Here is a 19,415-nt window from a genome sequence, read left to right as displayed (position 1 = left end):
CTCTGTGTCACTGCTTATAACCCACCAACCGCAGAAACGGCTGCGCTTTATGATTATGTTTGATGACCGTATCAGCAGGCATTTAATCTAAAGGGCAGTTACACAGAATCTGGGATGGTCTATTTAAAACCAATATAGAGCTACCTCGCCATATAATTGGTCATATCTTCCACGCCATGTAACGTCATCGGATACATCTTATTATCAAACAGTTTTTTAATCTCAACGATGGTTTGAGTATATTGCCAATACGTTGGATTCTCAGGGTTGAGCCAAGCGACTTTATCAAAATGCGCTAGCACTCTTTTTAACCAGACAATACCTGCTTCATTATTCATATACTCAACGCTACCACCAACCGTCATCAGCTCATAAGGCGACATCGACGCATCACCCACAAAGATAACACGATACTCTCGCCCGTATTTATTGAGCAGCTCGAAGGTTGGCATCGGTGCGCTATGACGACGGTTATTATCCTTCCAAACATAATCATACAGACAGTTATGAAAGTAAAAAAACTCTAGGGTTTTAAATTCATTTTTCGCCGCAGAAAACAGCTTTTCTAGTGCCTCGATATGGACATCCATACTACCGCCTACATCAAACAGCATCAGTACTTTGACACGGTTGCGACGCTCCGCTTGCATATGGATATCAAGCATGCCTTTTTTGGCGGTGCGCTTAATAGTCTCATGAATATCAAGCTCATCAGCGCTGCCTGTACGTGCAAATTGGCGTAGATTGCGTAGTGCCATCTGAATCTGGCGCGTTCCTAACTGATTATCATCATCAAGATTTCGATACTTTCGCTGCTCCCAGACTTTGGCAGCGCTGCGTTTACGCGATTCACCGCCGACGCGCACGCCTTCTGGGTGATCACCATAGGCACCAAACGGTGAAGTGCCACCGGTGCCTACCCATTTATTGCCACCTTGATGACGCTCTTTTTGCTCTTTAAGACGCTCTTCAAGTGCTTTCATCAACTCTTCAAGTGAGCCGTATTTTTTCAGTAAGCGGCGCTGCTCATCGGTCAGGTTTTTTGGGTCAAGCTTAAGATCGAGCCACTCTTTAGGAATGTCCGTTAGCTTAGACAATAGCTCATCCATATCAAGACTATCAACGCCTTCAAAGTAATCAGCCATTGCCCGATCAAACTTATCAAAATGGCGCTCATCTTTGACCATACAAAGTCGAATCAGCCGATACATATCCTCACGACTAGCAAAAGTAGACCGTTCTGAATCTTCAGGATGAGGCTGCATCATCAGACCTTGGTCTAGCGCAGCATTGAGGTCAAGCAGCTCACGTGTGCTAACAGGCACACCGTAAGTACGTAAGGTATAGAATAGTTTGATAAACATAAGATACGCATCACTTGTTGGCTGATGTGGTTATGATTTAGGCACTTGGCGTGATTTTTATCCTGACATCACTGTGCTTAACGACGCATTATATTGGCAAAGCGCTGAAGCAGACTCACATCAGCTTCATTTTTAAGCAGCGCACCATATAACGGCGGAATAGACTTCTCACCGCGCAAGTTTTCTTCTAACTCTGCTTGTGCCATGTCATCCGCCAACAATAGCGTCAACCAATCGACCAATTCTGAGGTTGATGGTGGCTTTTTAAGCCCTTGAATATTACGCAGTTTATAAAAGATATCAAGCGCATCATTGACCAGATTTTCTTGAATATTAGGGAAATGCACCTCAATAATTTGGCGCATGGTTTCTTCTTCAGGGAAATCAATATAATGAAAGAAGCAACGACGCAAAAACGCATCCGGCAGCTCTTTTTCATTGTTTGAGGTAATAATTACCACAGGGCGCTGCTCAGCAGTAATGGTTTCACCCGTCTCATAAACATAAAAAGACATCTTATCAAGCTCATGCAACAAGTCATTTGGAAACTCGATATCCGCTTTATCGATCTCGTCAATCAATAGCACACTACGCTCTTTACTGGTAAAGGCATCCCACAATTTACCCGGCTTGATATAGTTGCCAATCTCATAAACCTTGTCGTCACCCATTTGCGAATCACGCAGACGCGATACCGCATCATACTCGTATAAACCCTGCTCCGCCTTAGTGGTCGACTTAATATGCCACGTAATCAGCGGCATACCTAAACTCTCGGCAACTTCCTCCGCCAGCAAGGTCTTGCCCGTACCCGGCTCGCCTTTGATAAGCAGCGGCTTTTGTAGCATCATCGCTGCATTGACTGCCAATTGTAAATCGTCGGTAGCAATATAGCTTTGCGTGCCCGTAAATTTGATTTTTTTATCGGTCATAATAAAATCTCAGTTATTGTTATCGTTAAAAGGTTTTAAGAGCGTTAATAAATCTTCATTTAGATTAGCACAGCCATGTTGATTGCCAAAATATAGTCGGTGAAAAGTAATATCGATACAACACCCACTACTGGTGCAAATTTTTCTTGCTTGCTGTGCCTACGCAGACAGAGGCTGCAAAAAATTTACACCAGTAGTACTGTAGCGACTTTAAAGTATTTCAACTATACTCATGCGTTCGCAGATATTTATTACGTAAAAAAAGACACGCATGGTGTCTTTTATAATCATGAAAAAAATGCGTGAATCAAAAATCAATGGTATGCACTAGAAAGCAAAGACCTTGAAAGGTTACAACGTTAAAGTAATAGCATTCAGGCTAATCATTATTCTTAGATACAGTCGTATCTTTTTTTAGATTAATTGGTGAATTAATGTCTTCAACTGGCACTACTTCATCAGATTCTGTCGCCAAATAATTGCCAGAAGCTAGTTGCATATTTGCTTGGGCATATTGTGCGGTACGACTACGAGCCTTGTCTAAGCTTGACTCAAATGCACCGCGAATAAGCTGCCAAACAAAACCAACGAATAAACCGACAAATAAAACCACCATGATGGGCAGCATATTGGCAATTGCGCCAGTGGTATCCTTCATCATAATCGCATAGATCACACTGATGCTAGCAGGTGCAATCACGCTTGGATCGTCCAATGCTGTGCCTGGCGCTAACAATACAGCAAACAATATCATCCAACTCATGCCGCCTAGTGGACGTGGTAGTATCCGCGCGACCAGTAGCCAAAGTACCAACACGATAATGACACCACCTAGATAGGCATACATTGGCAAGTCTGCTACCGGTACATCTTTTACCAGCTGCCCCCACCAAATAGCAATCTCACCGAGAATATCGCTGATGGCCTCTAATGGTAAGCTATGTAAGATATTTTTTAACCAGTCCATGCGTGTTTTATTACCTGCGTTCGTAAATAGTGCGCGATAGTGATTGTATTAACAAATTTAATGAGCTGCTAGTTTATCACGACTACTGGCCAAAATGCATGACAGCGAATGTCTCATCTCCTTGTATCTGCCCTTTTTAAGAAAGCAAATTAAGAAAGCAAATGTGATAAGACCAGTTTCAGGCTATTCTTCGTGGAACCTCTTTTTATAACTATTACGTATTATAAATACTGTCTTGGGATTCTCGGGCATGCAACTCTGCTTGGCGGCGCATGACATCTTGCGGTGGTAACTGCACAAAATATCCTTGCGACGCTAGCTTTGCCAGCACTTCTTCTTTGTCCACCCTAGCAAGTGCGGGCGTTGTAGCCAAATCTAGATGCATGACGAACTTGCTACGACCTAAGCCTGCACGAAAGTCTTTGGGCAACACACCCAGCCAATCCTTAATCTCATCCGTATCATTCGGATAATCAGGACGGGCAATATAGATGTACATATCATCATGTTTAAGGAATTTATAAATATCGCAATGCATAAAAACAACCTATCAGAAACTATCGTCATAGATTAGCATATTTCAGGCAATTATCAGTAGTGGCTTTACGTTCAGATATAGTAAAGTATCTTAAACACTCTCGCCAGTTGGCTTGAGAGAAAGTAAGGAGCACTTGATACAAATATCTTGCATCCTTTGTACTATAAGGCATGAAGCTCACCGATAAATTTTATATCTTTAAATTTTTATCATTAATGTGTCCGTCTTATCTGCTATTAATATAGTGCAATTTTATAGAAACATCATCATTTTATCTTGCTGTTTTTTACGGCATTACCCTCATAAAAAATCGTTATAGCTAAGATTATTCACTTTAATCCATCTGATGGGTTGTAAAAAAGATGAGAACCTTTCATAATAAAAGCGTTTTTCAGGAGAGAGTCTTTAGCCTAAAGTTAGTGATACTCATATTAATGAGCTGACAGCCGCTATATGACCACCGAAGGCGCATCCACCCTGCTAATCGCTCAGGTAAAAGGACTGAAAAACACATGTCACCATGGTTTATTTGTATCGCGCTGCTAAGCGTATTGCGCTCTAAACCTTAGGCATAACAAATCTGGAGAGCGGTAAGGACGGACGACGCCTTATCCACCGAAGGGGAGAAAACGCGATATTATAGGCTTGTTAAAAAAGACAATAATATCGTGTTGAAAATCTCAGGTTACAGGACAGATAGGGCTTTTACCCAAATCGACGTTTAGCGTTTGTTTGGTGCATTGCTTTATATTTTTTCTGTACCACCCTTGGTTGCAATACTTGCACCCTGCAATATTGCTTCTCGCTACTATGATCATGCGCATCAGCTGGTTACTTTTATTAAGTACCTTTGATGTACATTTAAGGATTTGTTATGACCGATACTCAAAATACCAACAGCCAAGCCCCTCAACGCACGCCCCTTTATCAGTCTCATGTCGATAGTGATGGAAAGCTGGTGGACTTTTCTGGCTGGGAGCTGCCGATTCATTATGGCTCACAAATCGAAGAGCATGAAGCGGTGCGTACCGACGCCGGTATGTTTGATGTCTCTCACATGGTTATTGTCGATATTAAAGGCTTGGATGCCAAAGCATGGCTACAAAAACTATTGGCTAATGACGTCGATAAACTCAAAACAATTGGTAAAGCTCTTTATTCACCTATGTTGAATGAAGAAGGCGGCATTATCGATGACTTAATCGTTTATTTATCGAATAGCGAAGAAACTGAATACCGTATCGTATCAAATGCCGGAACGCGTGATAAAGATATGGCACAGTTTGAAAAAGTAGCGAAAGACTTTGATGTTACCTTAACTGAGCGTACAGACCTTGCTATGCTTGCCGTTCAAGGACCTAATGCCGTTGAAAAATTGGCAAAAATTAAACCCAGTTGGGCTGATACCTTAGCGGCGCTAAAACCTTTTGTCGGTGCTGACTTAACCGATATCGAAGGCAAAGATTGGTTCGTCGCTCGTACTGGCTACACTGGTGAAGATGGCGTTGAAGTCATTATGCATGGCGATGATGCGCCGGCGTTCTTTGAGCAATTAAAAGCCAATGGCATAAAGCCTGCCGGTCTTGGCGCTCGTGATACCTTGCGTATGGAAGCGGGTATGAACCTTTATGGTCATGACATGAATGAAGATGTCAGCCCTTATGAATGCAACATGGGCTGGACATTGGCGCTAAAAGACGAGCGTGACTTTGTTGGTCGCAAAGCTATGGTCAGCAAACGCAAGCAGTCAAAAGATGACAATACCGCTATGAAGCAAGTGGGCTTATTGCTAACCACACGTGGTGTGTTACGTGAAGGTATGAGCGTCACCATCAATCAAGGCACCGACAATGAGCAAACTGGTATCATTACCAGTGGCACATTCTCCCCTAGTCTAAAAAATTCAATCGCTATCGCTCGTGTTCCTGACAGCGTGTCAGCTGAAGACAATGTACAAGTAGATTTGCGCGGTAAAGGCAAATTCGTCGATGTGCGCGTACTTAAGCTACCTTTTGTCCGCAATGGCAAGCAGCAGTTTGACTCATAGGCTTTATAAATTCTATTATTAGCTTCCTTTTTTATTAATTAACCTCTATCACCTAGGAGAGAGACCATGAGTAATATCCCAGCAGAACTAAAATACATTGCCAGCCATGAGTGGTTACGCTTAGAAGACGACGGTACTATCACTGTTGGTATCACTGACCATGCTCAAGACCTATTAGGTGACGTGGTATTTGTTGAATTGCCAGACGTGGGTGACATCATCGCTGTTGATGACGAAATCTCAGTGGTTGAATCAGTAAAAGCAGCTTCTGACGTTTATGCGCCTATCTCAGGTGAAGTCGTTGCCATCAACGAAGCGCTAGAAGATGACCCGGAAATCATCAACTCTGACCCATATGGCGAAGGTTGGTTCTTCAGAATGAAGCCTGACAATATCGCTGACTACGAAGCACTTCTGACTGCTGATGAGTACGAAAACGAGCTGTAATATCAGTCTTACGCTCTCTTAAAAGCAGCATTTGATTTAAATATTGCTTTTAATATTTTCATTGATAAGATCATTAATTATTAACAGAATCAATCCGACGGATACTGGCAAGCGCTGGTATCTGTGCTCTTTATTTTTAAGACAATAATGGCAAGACAATAATGGCAAGACAATATTTTCAAGACAATCAGCACTCAATTTATGACGCCCAACTGCTATCTGATTTATTCGTATTAATCACTTGTCCGACGCTATTGAAGATATGCAATCGATAATGCCTGAAGCTGATTACTCATTCCTCAGCATGGACCCTACTATGAATGCTAATACTGGCAATAAAGACAGTCTTGCGACGCCTAGTCACACCCCGCAGCTGCAAGCGTTTTGTGACGTGGTAGAGTCACGCCGTTCAGTACGCCGATTTACAGATGCGCCGATACCTGACGATGTGTTAGCAGACTGTCTGCGTTTGGCGATGCTTGCACCAAACTCAAGCAATCTTCAGCCATGGGAGTTTTATGTGATTGATGATGCTGACAAGCGCAAGCGCGCGGTCAAAAACTGCATGAATCAAAACGCAGCAAAAACCTCAGCGCGCTTAATCGCTGTCGTTGCTCGTACTGACGTTTGGCATGACCACGCCAAAAAAATCCTACGTGAATACCCTGATATGCCGGTGCCAAAAAAAGTCAAAGACTACTACAACAAAGTCGTTGCCTTAGATTTTTTGCGTGGACCTGCTAACGTAGTATCAGTAGCTAAGTGGAGCGCCATTCAAGTAGTTAGACGAATAAAAGGTCCTATTAAGTCGCCTTACTATACCTTTGAAGATACCAAAAACTGGGCAACCAATAACACCGCCTTAGCGGCTGGAAACCTGATGCTTGCACTGCGTGCGCATGGCTTTGATAGCTGTCCGATGGGCGGTTTCGATGAGCCTGCGATGAAGCGCTTATTAAAGCTGAGTAATCATCATCATATCGTTATGATGATTGGTGCTGGCGAGCGTGCTGATAATGGTGTCTACAATACCCAGTTCCGCTTTGAGCAAGATCAATTTGTACATTACGTATAACCTGTTAAATCCCTATTTTCATTATAGCCACCTCCTTTATTACTCTTTTTACCAAGGATTGTCATGACTATCTCTCAAAACCCAACGCTTGATACATTTAAAGGCTTATTCAACGAAGCTGAATTTGTTTATCGTCATCTTGGCTCCAATGATGCCAAACAAGCTGACTTGCTCAGTGCCATTGGATATAAAGACATGGCAACGTTTATCAACGATACCGTGCCCGAACCAGTACGCCTGCATAAAGAATTAGATTTGCCAGTGGCAATGAGTGAGCACGCCGCACTTGCTAAATTGCGTACGATGGCTGACGACATCACGGTTAATAAAAGCTATATCGGTCAAGGGTATTCGCCTGTGCGTATGCCTGCAGTCATTCAGCGTAATGTGCTTGAAAATCCAGGTTGGTATACTGCTTACACGCCTTATCAAGCGGAAATCGCTCAAGGTCGCCTAGAAGCGCTGCTAAACTTCCAACAAGTTTGTATTGATCTGACTGGTCTTGAACTTGCTGGTGCTTCATTGCTAGATGAAGCAACGGCTGCTGCTGAAGCCATGGCAATGTCGAAGCGTGTGAGCAAAAGCAAATCTATGCAGTTTTTCGTTGATGACCGCGTGTATTCACAAACGCTAGACGTTATCAATACCCGTGCTAAATACTTTGGTTGGGAAGTGGTTGTTGGTGATTTTGAACTAGCTAAATCAGGCGACTATTTTGGTGCATTGTTCCAATATGTCGGTGTTGAAGGCGATGTCAAAGACCTAACCGACGTTATCGCTGCCGTTAAGAAAAACAAAACTTATGTAAATGTCGTCAGTGACATCATGAGCTTGGTGTTATTAAAATCACCAGCTGATATGGGTGCGGACGTGGCTTTAGGTAGCACGCAGCGCTTTGGTATTCCAATGGGTTTTGGTGGTCCACATGCCGCCTACTTTGCGTTCTCTGATAAAGCCAAACGCTCAGCGCCTGGTCGTATCATCGGAGTCTCAAAAGACTCACAAGGCAATACTGCACTACGTATGGCACTGCAAACCCGTGAGCAGCATATCCGCCGCGAAAAAGCCAACTCAAACATCTGTACCTCACAAGTACTATTGGCAAACCTAGCCGGTATGTATGCCGTTTATCATGGTCCAGGTGGCGTGAAGCGTATCGCTACTCGTATTCATGCATTTGCTACTGCCTTTGCTGATGTCATCAAAAATGCCAACGACAGCAATTTGAACGTGGTACATGACCAATTCTTTGACAGCGTCGTCATTGATTGCGGCTCAGAAAAACTTGCTACCCAAATCTTTGAAAATGCTGACAATGTTGGTTATAACTTATGGCGTCTTGGTGACAGCAAATTAAGCGTAGCGTTTAGTGAAACCAGTGATCAGGAAGACTTTAAGATCCTCACTCAACTGTTCGTTACTAAAGCACATGACCTACCAGAAGATGCTCGCATCTCTCTTGATAGCACTCATTTGCGTACCGATGATATCTTGACGCATCCAGTATTTAACTCGCATCATACTGAGCATGAAATGCTGCGCTATTTAAAGTCGCTTGAAGACAAAGATTTGGCGATGAACCGCAGTATGATTTCACTTGGTAGCTGTACCATGAAATTGAATGCCACCAGTGAGATGCTACCGATTACTTGGCCTGAATTTGCCAATGTACATCCTTTTGCACCACGCGATCAAGTCACAGGCTACGTTGCCATGATTGATAGCTTGCAAGAGCAACTAAAAGCCATCACCGGTTTTGATGATGTCTCTATGCAGCCAAACTCTGGCGCTTCAGGGGAATATGCTGGTTTGCTAGCGATTCGCCGTTATCATGAATCACTTGGTGAGACTGACCGCGATGTTTGCTTGATTCCTATGTCAGCGCATGGCACCAACCCTGCGACTGCGATGATGATGGGCATGAAAGTGGTTGTGGTCAAAACTGATGACAATGGCAACGTTGATATCGATGACCTAACTGCCAAATCTGAAGAACATAGCGCCCGTCTAGGTGCATTGATGATCACTTACCCATCGACGCATGGCGTGTTTGAAGAAGGTATCCGTAAAATCTGTGACCTCATCCATAAACATGGCGGTCAAGTTTATATGGATGGTGCCAATATGAATGCGCAGGTTGGCATGATGCAGCCGGCTGACGTTGGTGCTGATGTACTGCACATGAACTTGCATAAAACCTTCTGTATTCCGCATGGCGGCGGTGGTCCTGGTATGGGTCCTATCGGTATGAAGTCACACTTGGCACCATTTATGGCCAACCATACCTTAAGCCCTGTACACAATGCGCAAAAAGACTGCTCAGCAGTATCAGCAGCCCCTTATGGCTCAGCAAGCATCTTACCAATTTCATGGATGTACATTGCCATGATGGGCCGTGATGGTTTATTAAAAGCGACTGAGCTGGCGCTACTGAACGCCAACTATGTCGCTGCTGAATTAAAAGACTATTACCCTGTGCTATATACAGGTAAAAACGGCCGCGTTGCTCACGAATGTATCATCGATATTCGTCCTTTAAAAGAAGAGACGGGCATCAGTGAAAGCGATATCGCGAAACGTTTAATGGATTATGGTTTCCACTCACCAACCATGAGTTTCCCAGTAGCAGGCACCTTGATGATAGAGCCGACAGAATCTGAGTCGAAAGAAGAGCTTGATCGCTTTATCAGTGCCCTAAAATCTATCAAAGCGGAAGCGATGAAAGCCAAAGCTGGTGAAGACAACTGGACGTTAGAGAACAACCCATTGGTCAATGCTCCGCATACAGCTGCCATGGTAATTGATGGCGAATGGACATATCCATACAGCCGTGAGACAGCAGCATTCCCACTGCCTTATATCCGTACCAATAAGTTCTGGCCAAGTGTGGCACGTGTCGATGATGCTTATGGTGATAAGAACCTAATGTGTTCTTGCCCAAGTATCGAAAACTATATGTAATCTCAGTTTTATGTAGTCCCAGTTTTATATAGTCCCAGTTTTTGATACTTTATAAAAGATAAAAACAAACCTCCAAGTCAGTAGCTGATTTGGAGGTTTTTATTTTGCTGATACTATCGTTGAAATACTTTAAAGTCGCTACCGTATTGCTGGTGTAAATTTTTTGCAGCCTCTGTCTGCGTAGGCACAGCAAGCAAGAAAAATTTGCACCAGTAGTACGTGTTGTATCGATATTACTTTTCACCGACTATAACATCGCTAAACAGACAGGATATTTTTTACAGTATGCTAAATTTGAACGTGAGTAAGTGTCAAGCGTTAAACCTTGATACCCATGCCCTGCTGTAGCTCAGTTTTATGCGCTTCAATGACAGGGATAAAAGTTTGCATAACCCAGTCGTTACGCCAACCTTTTAATCCTTGCGGCAACTCGCTCATATCTTTATCAAACGCAATCACTTCATATAATTGCCCAAGCCATTTTTTACGCATTAAGACATTGGCAGGTACGCCGGTAGCTTTCGCTTGATCATCTATCGCTTGTTGCACTGCTTTTGACAGTACTTTGTTTTTTGAGCGATACGGCGGTAATAGGCAATCGGGGTACTCAGCAGGATGAAGGTTTTTCGCCTCCTTTATCACTTTGAGTAGCTCTTCACCATACAGTCGCAACATACTACGGTGCATGGTGGTTTTATGTGCAAGCTCACGCATACTGTTTGGTTTTTCAGTGATAATCTCACGCACGGCTTGTTTTTTTATCACAAAAGTACGCGGTTGATTGGTCGCGCGCGCCAGCTCCTCACGCCACGTCGCCACCGCTTGTAGTATCGCCATTTGCTCAGAAGTATAACGATAATCTGCCATGGTCAGATACATTGCTTCATCTGCAACATTCTGCGCATCATATAAATCGCTGGCATAAAGCCGACAATCTTCCCAGACATAACCATAGAGACCTTGAGATTTTAGAGCATATTCAAGGCTTAAATAAAGCGCTGGCAAAAAGCGCACGTCATCAATCGCATATTGCTCTTGCTCATCCGATAAAGGACGCTGCAACCAATCTGATTGGCTTTGTTCTTTATCAATGTGCATATCGAGCTGCTCATCAAGTGCCTGCTGATAGCCCATCTGTAATTGCCCAGTCAAATACGACAGCGCAATTTGCGTATCAAATATATTGGTCAGCGGCGGGCAGCCGGACAACAGATAAAATATACCCAAATCTTCACCGCAAGCATGCCAGATAGCCACATCAACCTTAATAAGCGCCTGCCATAGCTCACTCAATTGCAACTGCGGCGCATCTAATAAATACACATGATTGCCGGTATTAAGCTGTACCAGCGCCAAGCGTGGATAATAGGTATCGCGCTTGATAAATTCAGTATCTAATGCCACACGCCCGCAAGTGGCCAATGCCTCAATCACTTCATCCAACTGGCTTTGCTTACGCACCCAAGTGATGTCAACCTCATCAGCGATATCTAATAACGCGTCGATATCCGGCTCTACTGGCAGGTCTGCTAATTCGGCAGTATTAGTTGGCTGCTGTATTGCGTCAACAGCAAGTGTATTTTGAGGGTTTGATTCGGTTAGAGCAGTGTTAGACACGGGCAGATACCTGCATTGATAAGAGAAAATAAAACGCTAAATCACGTCTTAATAGAATTAAAAGAGAAAATCATAAAAGCAATTATAACCACATCATCGAATAAAATGCGCAAGATTTTAATGCGATAAAGACAAAATTGCTATAAAAAGGAGCGGTTTTGCATCGCTTGTCCAAGGGTCATGCTATCAAGATATTCAAGCTCGCCGCCCATGGGGACACCTTGCGCCAAACGCGTTACTTTATTAACATGACGACTGACTGCCTCATTGATAAAATGCGCGGTCGTTTGCCCTTCGACCGTAGTGCCGGTCGCCAATATCAACTCCTCAACAGGCTCTTGCTTGACGCGCCAGACCAGTTGCTCAATATTTAAATCATCCGCGCTAATTCCGTCAATCGGTGACAGGTGACCACCCAACACAAAATAACGCCCACGGTAACCTGCAGTTTGCTCTATCGCCATGACATCCGCTGCCGTCTCAACCACACACAATAATGCGTCATCACGCCTAGGATCTTGGCATAACGGACAAACGGCATCATCGCTAAAGCTATGGCAGCGCTGACATTCTACAATATCACGCATTGCCTCATCAAGTGCTTGAGCGAGCGCCATGCCTTGTGGGCGTTTTTTGGTGAGCAAATGCAGCGCCATACGTTGGGCGCTTTTTTGACCAACGCCCGGCAAAATACGCAGCTGTTTGACCAGCTGATCAAATTTGGCTGTCAGCAAAGTGATGTCCTTTGTTTATAAATCATATCTCTGAAAATGGGGTCGTATCGTATCGATAACAACCCCATTTTTTCTTTAATATACTGCCTTTAGCGTTTAAAAACTAACGACTTAGAACATACCTTGCATACCTGGTGGTAGACCCATACCTGAAGTTGCACCCGCCATGGTCGTTTCGTATAGCTCGTCCGCTTGACGTACCGCATCATTGATTGCCGCGGCGATAAGGTCTTCAATCATATCCGGCTCATCTTCTAATAAGCTTGGATCGATAGTTAAACGCTTAACCACATGACGACCAGTCATGGTCACTTTGACCAGACCACTGCCCGCTTCTGCATGCACTTCTTTGTTAGCAAGATCTTTTTTAGCATTTTCAACATTTGCTTCAACTTTCTTTTGCATGGTTTGTGCTTGTTGCATCAATGCTTGAATATTCATAGCTGCCTCTTTGTTTTTTAATAAAAAAATTATTTTATAAAAGGATAGAAAATAAAATGCTAATAGCAATTATACCGTTATCTTTACAAACTGTCTAAACCACGCGCCAAATCTTTGATGATATCTTCAACATCTTCTAAACCAACTGACAGACGAATAAGACCGTCTTTTACACCTGCTTCTGCCCGCTCTTGGGCGCTCAGACGGAAATGCGTGGTGGTTGCAGGATGGGTAATGGTGGTTTTGGCATCACCCAAATTGTTGGTAATAGAGACCATTTGGGTTGAATCAATCACATGCCAAGCGGCAGATTTTGGATCGTGCGTCCCTTTAGCTTTCACCTCAAAACCCATGATCGCCCCAAAGCCATCTTTCATATGATGCTGACGCTTGGTTAATTCATGAGACGGATGATCGCTCAAGCCTGAAAAATGCACGGTGCTGACATTGGGATGATTGACCAAAAACTCTGCCACTTGATTGGCATTACTACAATGCGCCTGCATACGCAGTTTAAGCGTCTCCAGTCCCTTGGTAAATACCCAGGCATTAAAAGGGCTCATGCTGATGCCACCTGAACGTATGACCGTAAATGCCTCTTGCATCAGCTTATCACTACCGACCAATGCGCCGCCAAGTACTCGACCTTGACCGTCTAGGTACTTGGTTGCAGAATGAATCACCACATCTGCACCCAAATCAAGCGGACGCTGCAAAGCTGGGGTGGCAAAACAGTTGTCAACGACAAGGAGTATGTCATTGGCTTTACATAGCTGACTTAAATAACCGATATCACAAATCTGTGCCAATGGATTACTGGGGCTTTCGCAATAAATAACCTTGGTATTGGGCTGTACGGCATTCGCCCATGCGTCATTGTCGAAGCAATCAACGTAACTGACCTCAACGCCAAACTTTGCCATATAGTTATTAAACAAACCAATAGAGGAGCCAAACAACTGATTAGCAGCCAGCAAGTGATCGCCTGCTTTTAGGTAAGCCAAACACATGGTCAAAATCGCGCCCATGCCAGAGGCTGTCGCCACTGCACGCTCACCGTTCTCAAGCGCTGCCAAACGGCGCTCAAAGGTACGTACGCTTGGATTGGTATGGCGTGAATAGACATTGCCTGTTTTCGTGCCATCAAAATGACCAGCAGCATCAACCGCTGAGCGATACACATAAGAGCTGGTAGTAAAAATAGCTTCTGAGTGCTCGCCCTCATCAGTACGATGCTGACCTGCACGTACTGCAATGGTCTGCATGCCATAATTGAGTTCTAAATCGAGCGCATCGTCGCGCCAGTTTGCATCCAAGCTATGTATATTGTCTTTATTTTGCACTTGCGATTGACTCATAAGTTTTCCATTGCCCTAATTATTATTTACAATACCGTTTATTGTTGATTATAAACATCACGCATTCGCGTTATCATATCATGATAACTTATTCCAAGCAGCAGCTTCAAAGCAGTAGATTTCAGAGGCTGCCTGTCCATTATTTTGCCTAACGCATAACTTATTAGAAAGGCAAGGTAAAAAATTATGCTGTCAACATCCAATAAGGACAGCATTTAATACGGGTAATATTTAATACGGGCAATATTTAATAAAAGTAACGTATTTATAATAGGCACAGATGCCGACACCTGCTAAGCTTAGCGGCGCTTTAGACTTTGCCTTAGGTGATATCATTATATGCCTTATAATCAGTGTTATCATCTGCAAAACTACCAAAAAATCCATACGCATTTTTTGGTATATTCTCCATTATACAAAGGCTCACTAAGGTAATTTTTTTATGTCGATGTTCAGTATAGAACCCAGCAACTTATCGTTGAGCCTGACACTCGGTCTCACCTTAGGTCTTAGTGGATGCCAAAGCTTACCAAAGCAGCCGCACTTGCCTGAAAGCCAAGCACTATCAGCAAGGGTTAATGCTTTATACCAATCAGACATTAGCAAACAAGATAACATAGAAAAAGACGTCCAAAAAGATGGCGATTCTATAGATACCACGAAAGATACCACGAATGTCAGCACAGACACTGTCACCCCAAATACGGATAGCCTTGATTTGGTAGCCGCCATCAGTCAACAAAGTAAGATTCACCCTGATTTGTCAGGCTACCATCCGATTGTAACTGGTGCCAATGCTTTTGCCTCACGCAGTATATTGACAGGTATGGCCACACGCAATATCGATGCCCAGTACTATATTTGGCACGATGATCAGGCCGGTCAGCTGATGCTCAAAGACTTATGGGATGCTGCGGAGCGTGGCGTTATTGTGCGCTTATTGCTTGATGATTTTAATAATAATGCTAAATTTGATCAGCATTTATTACGTTTTGCCAGTCACCCTAATGTCGCTGTGCGTATTATTAATCCACTCATATACCGTAAATTTAAAAGCTTAAACTTTTTAACCGGACTGCCGCGTATCAATAGACGCATGCATAATAAAAGCATGATTTTTGATAAGCAAATCACCATCATTGGTGGCCGTAATATCGGTGATGGATACTTAAGTAATGATAAAAACAGCCAGTTCGCAGACTTAGATGTACTACTGATTGGTAAAGTCGTGGCAGATATTGATAATAGCTTTGCCAGCTACTGGTCAGCGCCAATATCATTTGATATTCAAACCTTAGCGACTCTTGATAAAGGAGAGACGACTGATTTTGTAAAAGGGCTCGATAAGTTAAAAACAGATGAGAAGAGTAGTAGTAATGGCAGTTTGTCGATTTATAAAGCAGCCATTGAAGACTCCTCTATCGATACTGATTTGATTAACAAACGAGTGCCGTTTCGCTGGACGGACATGCAGTTTTTAAGTGATGATGTCGGCAAGCTAACCAAAACCGTGCCAGCAGACACCAATTTAGTGCATCAACTGCGCACTTTGCTTGGCAGTCCATCAAAGAAACTCACTATTATCTCATCTTACTTTGTACCGACTAAAGACGGTGTTAATACGTTGAACGCATTGGCAGAATCTGGTATCGAAATCAAAATTCTAACCAATTCATTTGATGCCACCGATGTAACGGCGGTACATTCTGGCTATAGCCAATGGCGTCCTAGTTTGCTGCGCGCGGGCGTAAAAATTTATGAGCTAAAATCAACCGCTTCTGAAGAAAAGCGCGAAAACAAACTTTGGAAAGGTCGTAGTCAATCCTCAACTAGCTTACATGCTAAAGCTTTTGCCGTTGATGACTACCAAGTTTTCATTGGCTCATATAATGTTGACCCACGCTCGGCTAATATCAATACCGAGATGGGCGTGATTATCAATGATGATGAGCTTGCTACTCAGTTGCATGATGCACTAAGCGATGACTTATTAAACCAAGCGTATGAAGTGAAGTTACTAGAAAACGGTAACTTACAATGGCATACCATGGAAAAAGATAAGAAAGTCATCTATGATTCAGAGCCGCGCGTCGCTGTCAGTGACCATGTTTGGCTGACTATCATGTCATGGCTACCTATTGATTGGCTGTTATAGTCCACTCAATATAAAAGAAGCAGAAATTGAATGGTGTTTGAGTACTCTTGGCTCAATTCTTTTTCATGTAACCATATTTGACACAAACGTCTTTATTTTTACGATAAATCATTAGCAATGATGATTTATCGTTTTTTATTATAGGCAATTATTTAGATAATGACTGTCTTAACGAATACCTTAATATCTGGATGCGTGACCTAATATGCCTTCTCGTTCTCAATATGCACTGATGTCTTCTAAAGATAGAAATACGGTAATATTTACCTGCTATAGCAGCGCAGTGGCATTTTTTGACTTTTTAATATACCTGTATCTTTCAGATATGTTGGCAGCGACTTTATTTCCTGTTAGCTCAGACCCCAATCTCATGAAGATACAGGGGCTATCACTGTTTGCGATTGGTTATGTGGCACGCCCACTTGGCGGCGTTATCTTTGGACGTTATGGTGATATCAAAGGTCGTAAACCTTTATTGCTGATCAGCATCTTGGTCACAGCAGCAAGCTTATTGGTGATGGGCTGTCTGCCTACTTATGCACAATGGGGTTTGGCGGCGCCTGCGCTGTTTATTATATTGCGACTGATACACGGGATGGCCTATGGTCTTTATGTGCCACTTTCTTGGGTGTTCGTTGCAGAGCACGTGCCGCGCCAATATCTTTCAGTAAGCTGTAGCTATGTGACTGCCAGTTTTTTTGTGGGCGTTTTATTCTCTAATGCTTTTTTTCTCTGGTTAAATAACATTTTAACCACTGAGCAATTGGCAGATTATGGCTGGCGTTTACCCTTCTTTATCGCCGCTATCCTGACGGTTTTACCACTCCTTGCCTGGCGATGGATAGAGGAAACACCGTTTTTCACTCAGATGAAAAAATCAAGACCCAATGATTATGTTGCTAAGCCTTTTACAATCCTACTTAAGCATTGCAAGCATGCCATCTTTATTGGTCTGGTTCTTACTTTGATTATCTCAAGTATTACGACTGTCGTTGTACTTTTACTGCCTGACTTGATCGAATTACGCTTTACACTCGATACTGATTTATTTGGGTTCTCGCACAATCTTGGCATCGTCTTTATGATTTTTGGCTGTATTTTTTATGGCATCATCTCTAACCATCAAAATTTCGGCAAAATTTTGGCGATAGGCTCTATCATATTGATCGCTCAAATGCTTGCTTTCTTCTATCACTTAGAGGCAAGCGGCGACTATATCCTTATTATGTATGCGCTTTTAGGCTTTTGTTCAGGTATTGTCGGCATGATACCCGCCATCTTGATTCAGCTTTTTCCAACCAATATACGACTCACTGGAATGGCTTTTTGCTATAATATTACCTACGGTATTGTCGGGGTATTGGTACCGTTTGGGCTTGGCTACGCCACTTTATATGTGAGTTTTTCACCTGCACTCTACATCACTTTCATCGGTTTTATTGCTATCATAATGGGGATTTATTTTTATAATATGCCTGAATTCAAAAAAATCAATCAGATCATTTAGTGATCTTTTATCCAAATAGGCTGATCTTTTATCAGCCTATTGATTATAGAGTCGGTGAAAAGTAATATCGATACAACACGTACTACTGGTACAAATTTTTCTTGCTTGCTGTGCCTACGCAGATAGAGGCTGCAAAAAATTTACACCAGCAATACGGTAGCGACTTTAAAGTATTTCAACGATAGAGTCACAATCCATTACAAGTGATGCGCAAATTGGCATATACACCATCAGCATTTAAGATATGCATCTTTAAAAAATTTCTGAAAAATTAAGGCTGAACCACTATGGTTGATATGACCAACAAACGTCTTTCGGTTGCCCCTATGATCGATTGGACAACAACAGATTATCGTTATTTTGCCCGTCTTTTTAATCCACATGTCTATTTGTATACCGAGATGATTAGTACAGGCGCGCTGATACATGGCAATCGCGCACGGCATCTGCGCTTTGATGCCCTTGAGCACCCGCTGGTACTGCAACTTGGCGGTGCAGATATGACTGAGATGACGCAGTGTGCAGAATTCGCCCAGCAGCATGGTTATGATGAGGTCAATATTAATGTGGGCTGCCCCTCCGATCGTGTACAGCACAATAAAATCGGTGCCTGCCTGATGGCTGAACCCAATACCGTTGCAGATTTGGTCAAGCATATGCAAGCGGCTGTCGATATCCCAGTAACGGTCAAGCATCGTATCGGCATTGATGACTTTGACAGTTATGAATTTATGGCGGATTTTGTACAGAAGGTAGCAGCTGGTGGTTGTACGCGCTTTATCGTCCATGCTCGTACAGCATGGCTACAAGGCTTGAGTCCAAAGCAAAATCGTGAGATACCACCACTGCGTTATGAAGATGTGTATCGTTTAAAACAAGATTTTCCTGCACTTGATATTGAGATTAATGGTGGGATTGAGACCGTCGCTGATATTGAGGCACACCTTGAGCATATCGATGGGGTTATGATAGGACGTGCCTTTTATCATAACCCGTATCTGCTAGCCGAAGCCAATAGCCTGTGGGGCACCCCTGTCCCGAAGCGTTCAGATATTTTGGCGCAGCTGTATCCTTATCTAGAAGAGCAAATCGCTAAAGGTGAAGCACTTCCAACGATGACTCGGCATTATTTAGGGTTATTCCAAGGATTGGTGGGTGCACGAAAATGGCGTCAAGCGTTGAGTGGCAAGCCTCATTTGACGATAGATGATATCAAATATGCAGCGACTGAAGTATTAGCCCTTAACCCTGACGCCTGACTTCTTAGCCCTG

General features: G+C 43.1%; 15 protein-coding genes and 2 riboswitches. Of the genes, 7 read left to right on the top strand and 8 right to left on the bottom strand.

Features of this window, described 5'->3' with window-relative positions; all coding sequences use genetic code 11:
• Nucleotides 1-140 precede the first annotated feature (140 nt).
• From PSYC_RS04185 to PSYC_RS04170, 4 genes are all read right to left on the bottom strand, one after another.
• A complete protein-coding gene (locus PSYC_RS04185) occupies nucleotides 141-1,364 on the bottom strand; it encodes a vWA domain-containing protein (RefSeq protein WP_011280083.1) in 1,224 nt (407 codons plus the stop codon).
• A gap of 77 nt (nucleotides 1,365-1,441) precedes the next feature.
• Entirely contained in the window at nucleotides 1,442-2,296 is an 855-nt protein-coding gene (locus PSYC_RS04180) for an AAA family ATPase (RefSeq protein WP_011280082.1), read from the bottom strand.
• Nucleotides 2,297-2,675: 379 nt separating this feature from the next.
• Nucleotides 2,676-3,263, bottom strand: coding sequence for a hypothetical protein (locus PSYC_RS04175; protein ID WP_011280081.1), 588 nt, complete (start codon nucleotides 3,261-3,263; stop codon nucleotides 2,676-2,678).
• A gap of 214 nt (nucleotides 3,264-3,477) precedes the next feature.
• Nucleotides 3,478-3,801 carry a YcgL domain-containing protein gene (locus PSYC_RS04170; RefSeq protein ID WP_011280080.1) on the bottom strand — a complete coding sequence of 108 codons (324 nt, stop codon included), beginning with the start codon at nucleotides 3,799-3,801 and terminating at the stop codon, nucleotides 3,478-3,480.
• Between the two features lie 382 nt (nucleotides 3,802-4,183).
• Nucleotides 4,184-4,315: riboswitch (glycine riboswitch) on the top strand.
• 56 nt (nucleotides 4,316-4,371) lie between these two features.
• Nucleotides 4,372-4,507, top strand: a riboswitch (glycine riboswitch).
• Between the two features lie 168 nt (nucleotides 4,508-4,675).
• Between PSYC_RS04170 and gcvT the strand changes: the two genes are divergently transcribed.
• The 4 genes from gcvT to gcvP all read left to right on the top strand — a co-directional run bounded on the left by gcvT (nucleotide 4,676) and on the right by gcvP (nucleotide 10,331).
• Nucleotides 4,676-5,848: a glycine cleavage system aminomethyltransferase GcvT gene (gcvT, locus tag PSYC_RS04165; protein WP_011280079.1), complete on the top strand. Its 1,173-nt coding sequence runs from the start codon at nucleotides 4,676-4,678 to the stop codon at nucleotides 5,846-5,848.
• 66 nt (nucleotides 5,849-5,914) lie between these two features.
• Entirely contained in the window at nucleotides 5,915-6,295 is a 381-nt protein-coding gene (gene gcvH / locus PSYC_RS04160) for a glycine cleavage system protein GcvH (protein ID WP_011280078.1), read from the top strand.
• 316 nt (nucleotides 6,296-6,611) lie between these two features.
• Nucleotides 6,612-7,370 (top strand): nitroreductase family protein, encoded by a 759-nt coding sequence (locus tag PSYC_RS04155; protein ID WP_227500356.1) that lies wholly within the window; start codon nucleotides 6,612-6,614, stop codon nucleotides 7,368-7,370.
• Between the two features lie 63 nt (nucleotides 7,371-7,433).
• Nucleotides 7,434-10,331, top strand: coding sequence for an aminomethyl-transferring glycine dehydrogenase (gene gcvP, locus PSYC_RS04150; RefSeq protein WP_011280076.1), 2,898 nt, complete (start codon nucleotides 7,434-7,436; stop codon nucleotides 10,329-10,331).
• A gap of 318 nt (nucleotides 10,332-10,649) precedes the next feature.
• Here gcvP and PSYC_RS04145 read toward each other — a convergent pair whose 3' ends face one another.
• The 4 genes from PSYC_RS04145 to PSYC_RS04130 form a co-directional block, all read right to left on the bottom strand.
• Nucleotides 10,650-11,948: a ribonuclease D gene (locus PSYC_RS04145; RefSeq protein ID WP_011280075.1), complete on the bottom strand. Its 1,299-nt coding sequence runs from the start codon at nucleotides 11,946-11,948 to the stop codon at nucleotides 10,650-10,652.
• A gap of 140 nt (nucleotides 11,949-12,088) precedes the next feature.
• On the bottom strand, nucleotides 12,089-12,682 hold the full coding sequence (gene recR, locus PSYC_RS04140; protein ID WP_011280074.1) for a recombination mediator RecR: 594 nt from the start codon (nucleotides 12,680-12,682) through the stop codon (nucleotides 12,089-12,091).
• Nucleotides 12,683-12,793: 111 nt separating this feature from the next.
• A complete protein-coding gene (locus PSYC_RS04135; protein ID WP_011280073.1) occupies nucleotides 12,794-13,123 on the bottom strand; it encodes a YbaB/EbfC family nucleoid-associated protein in 330 nt (109 codons plus the stop codon).
• 83 nt (nucleotides 13,124-13,206) lie between these two features.
• Nucleotides 13,207-14,481 (bottom strand): O-succinylhomoserine sulfhydrylase, encoded by a 1,275-nt coding sequence (locus tag PSYC_RS04130; RefSeq protein WP_011280072.1) that lies wholly within the window; start codon nucleotides 14,479-14,481, stop codon nucleotides 13,207-13,209.
• A gap of 442 nt (nucleotides 14,482-14,923) precedes the next feature.
• Here PSYC_RS04130 and PSYC_RS04125 point away from each other — a divergent pair, with 442 nt between their 5' ends.
• The 3 genes from PSYC_RS04125 to dusA all read left to right on the top strand — a co-directional run bounded on the left by PSYC_RS04125 (nucleotide 14,924) and on the right by dusA (nucleotide 19,402).
• Nucleotides 14,924-16,636 carry a phospholipase D family protein gene (locus PSYC_RS04125; protein WP_011280071.1) on the top strand — a complete coding sequence of 571 codons (1,713 nt, stop codon included), beginning with the start codon at nucleotides 14,924-14,926 and terminating at the stop codon, nucleotides 16,634-16,636.
• Nucleotides 16,637-16,841: 205 nt separating this feature from the next.
• The gene (locus tag PSYC_RS04120) at nucleotides 16,842-18,143 is read left to right on the top strand and encodes an MFS transporter (protein ID WP_011280070.1); all 1,302 of its coding nucleotides are present in this window, start codon (nucleotides 16,842-16,844) and stop codon (nucleotides 18,141-18,143) included.
• A 287-nt stretch (nucleotides 18,144-18,430) separates the two neighbouring features.
• Complete coding sequence (gene dusA, locus PSYC_RS04115) at nucleotides 18,431-19,402, top strand: tRNA dihydrouridine(20/20a) synthase DusA (protein ID WP_011280069.1); 972 nt, start codon at nucleotides 18,431-18,433, stop codon at nucleotides 19,400-19,402.
• Nucleotides 19,403-19,415: the final 13 nt, after the last annotated feature.

Source organism: Psychrobacter arcticus 273-4 (assembly GCF_000012305.1).
In the GTDB taxonomy this organism is placed as follows: domain Bacteria; phylum Pseudomonadota; class Gammaproteobacteria; order Pseudomonadales; family Moraxellaceae; genus Psychrobacter; species Psychrobacter arcticus.
The sequence above is the reverse complement of the archived record's forward strand: the minus strand, read 5'-3'. Positions and strand labels throughout refer to the sequence as shown.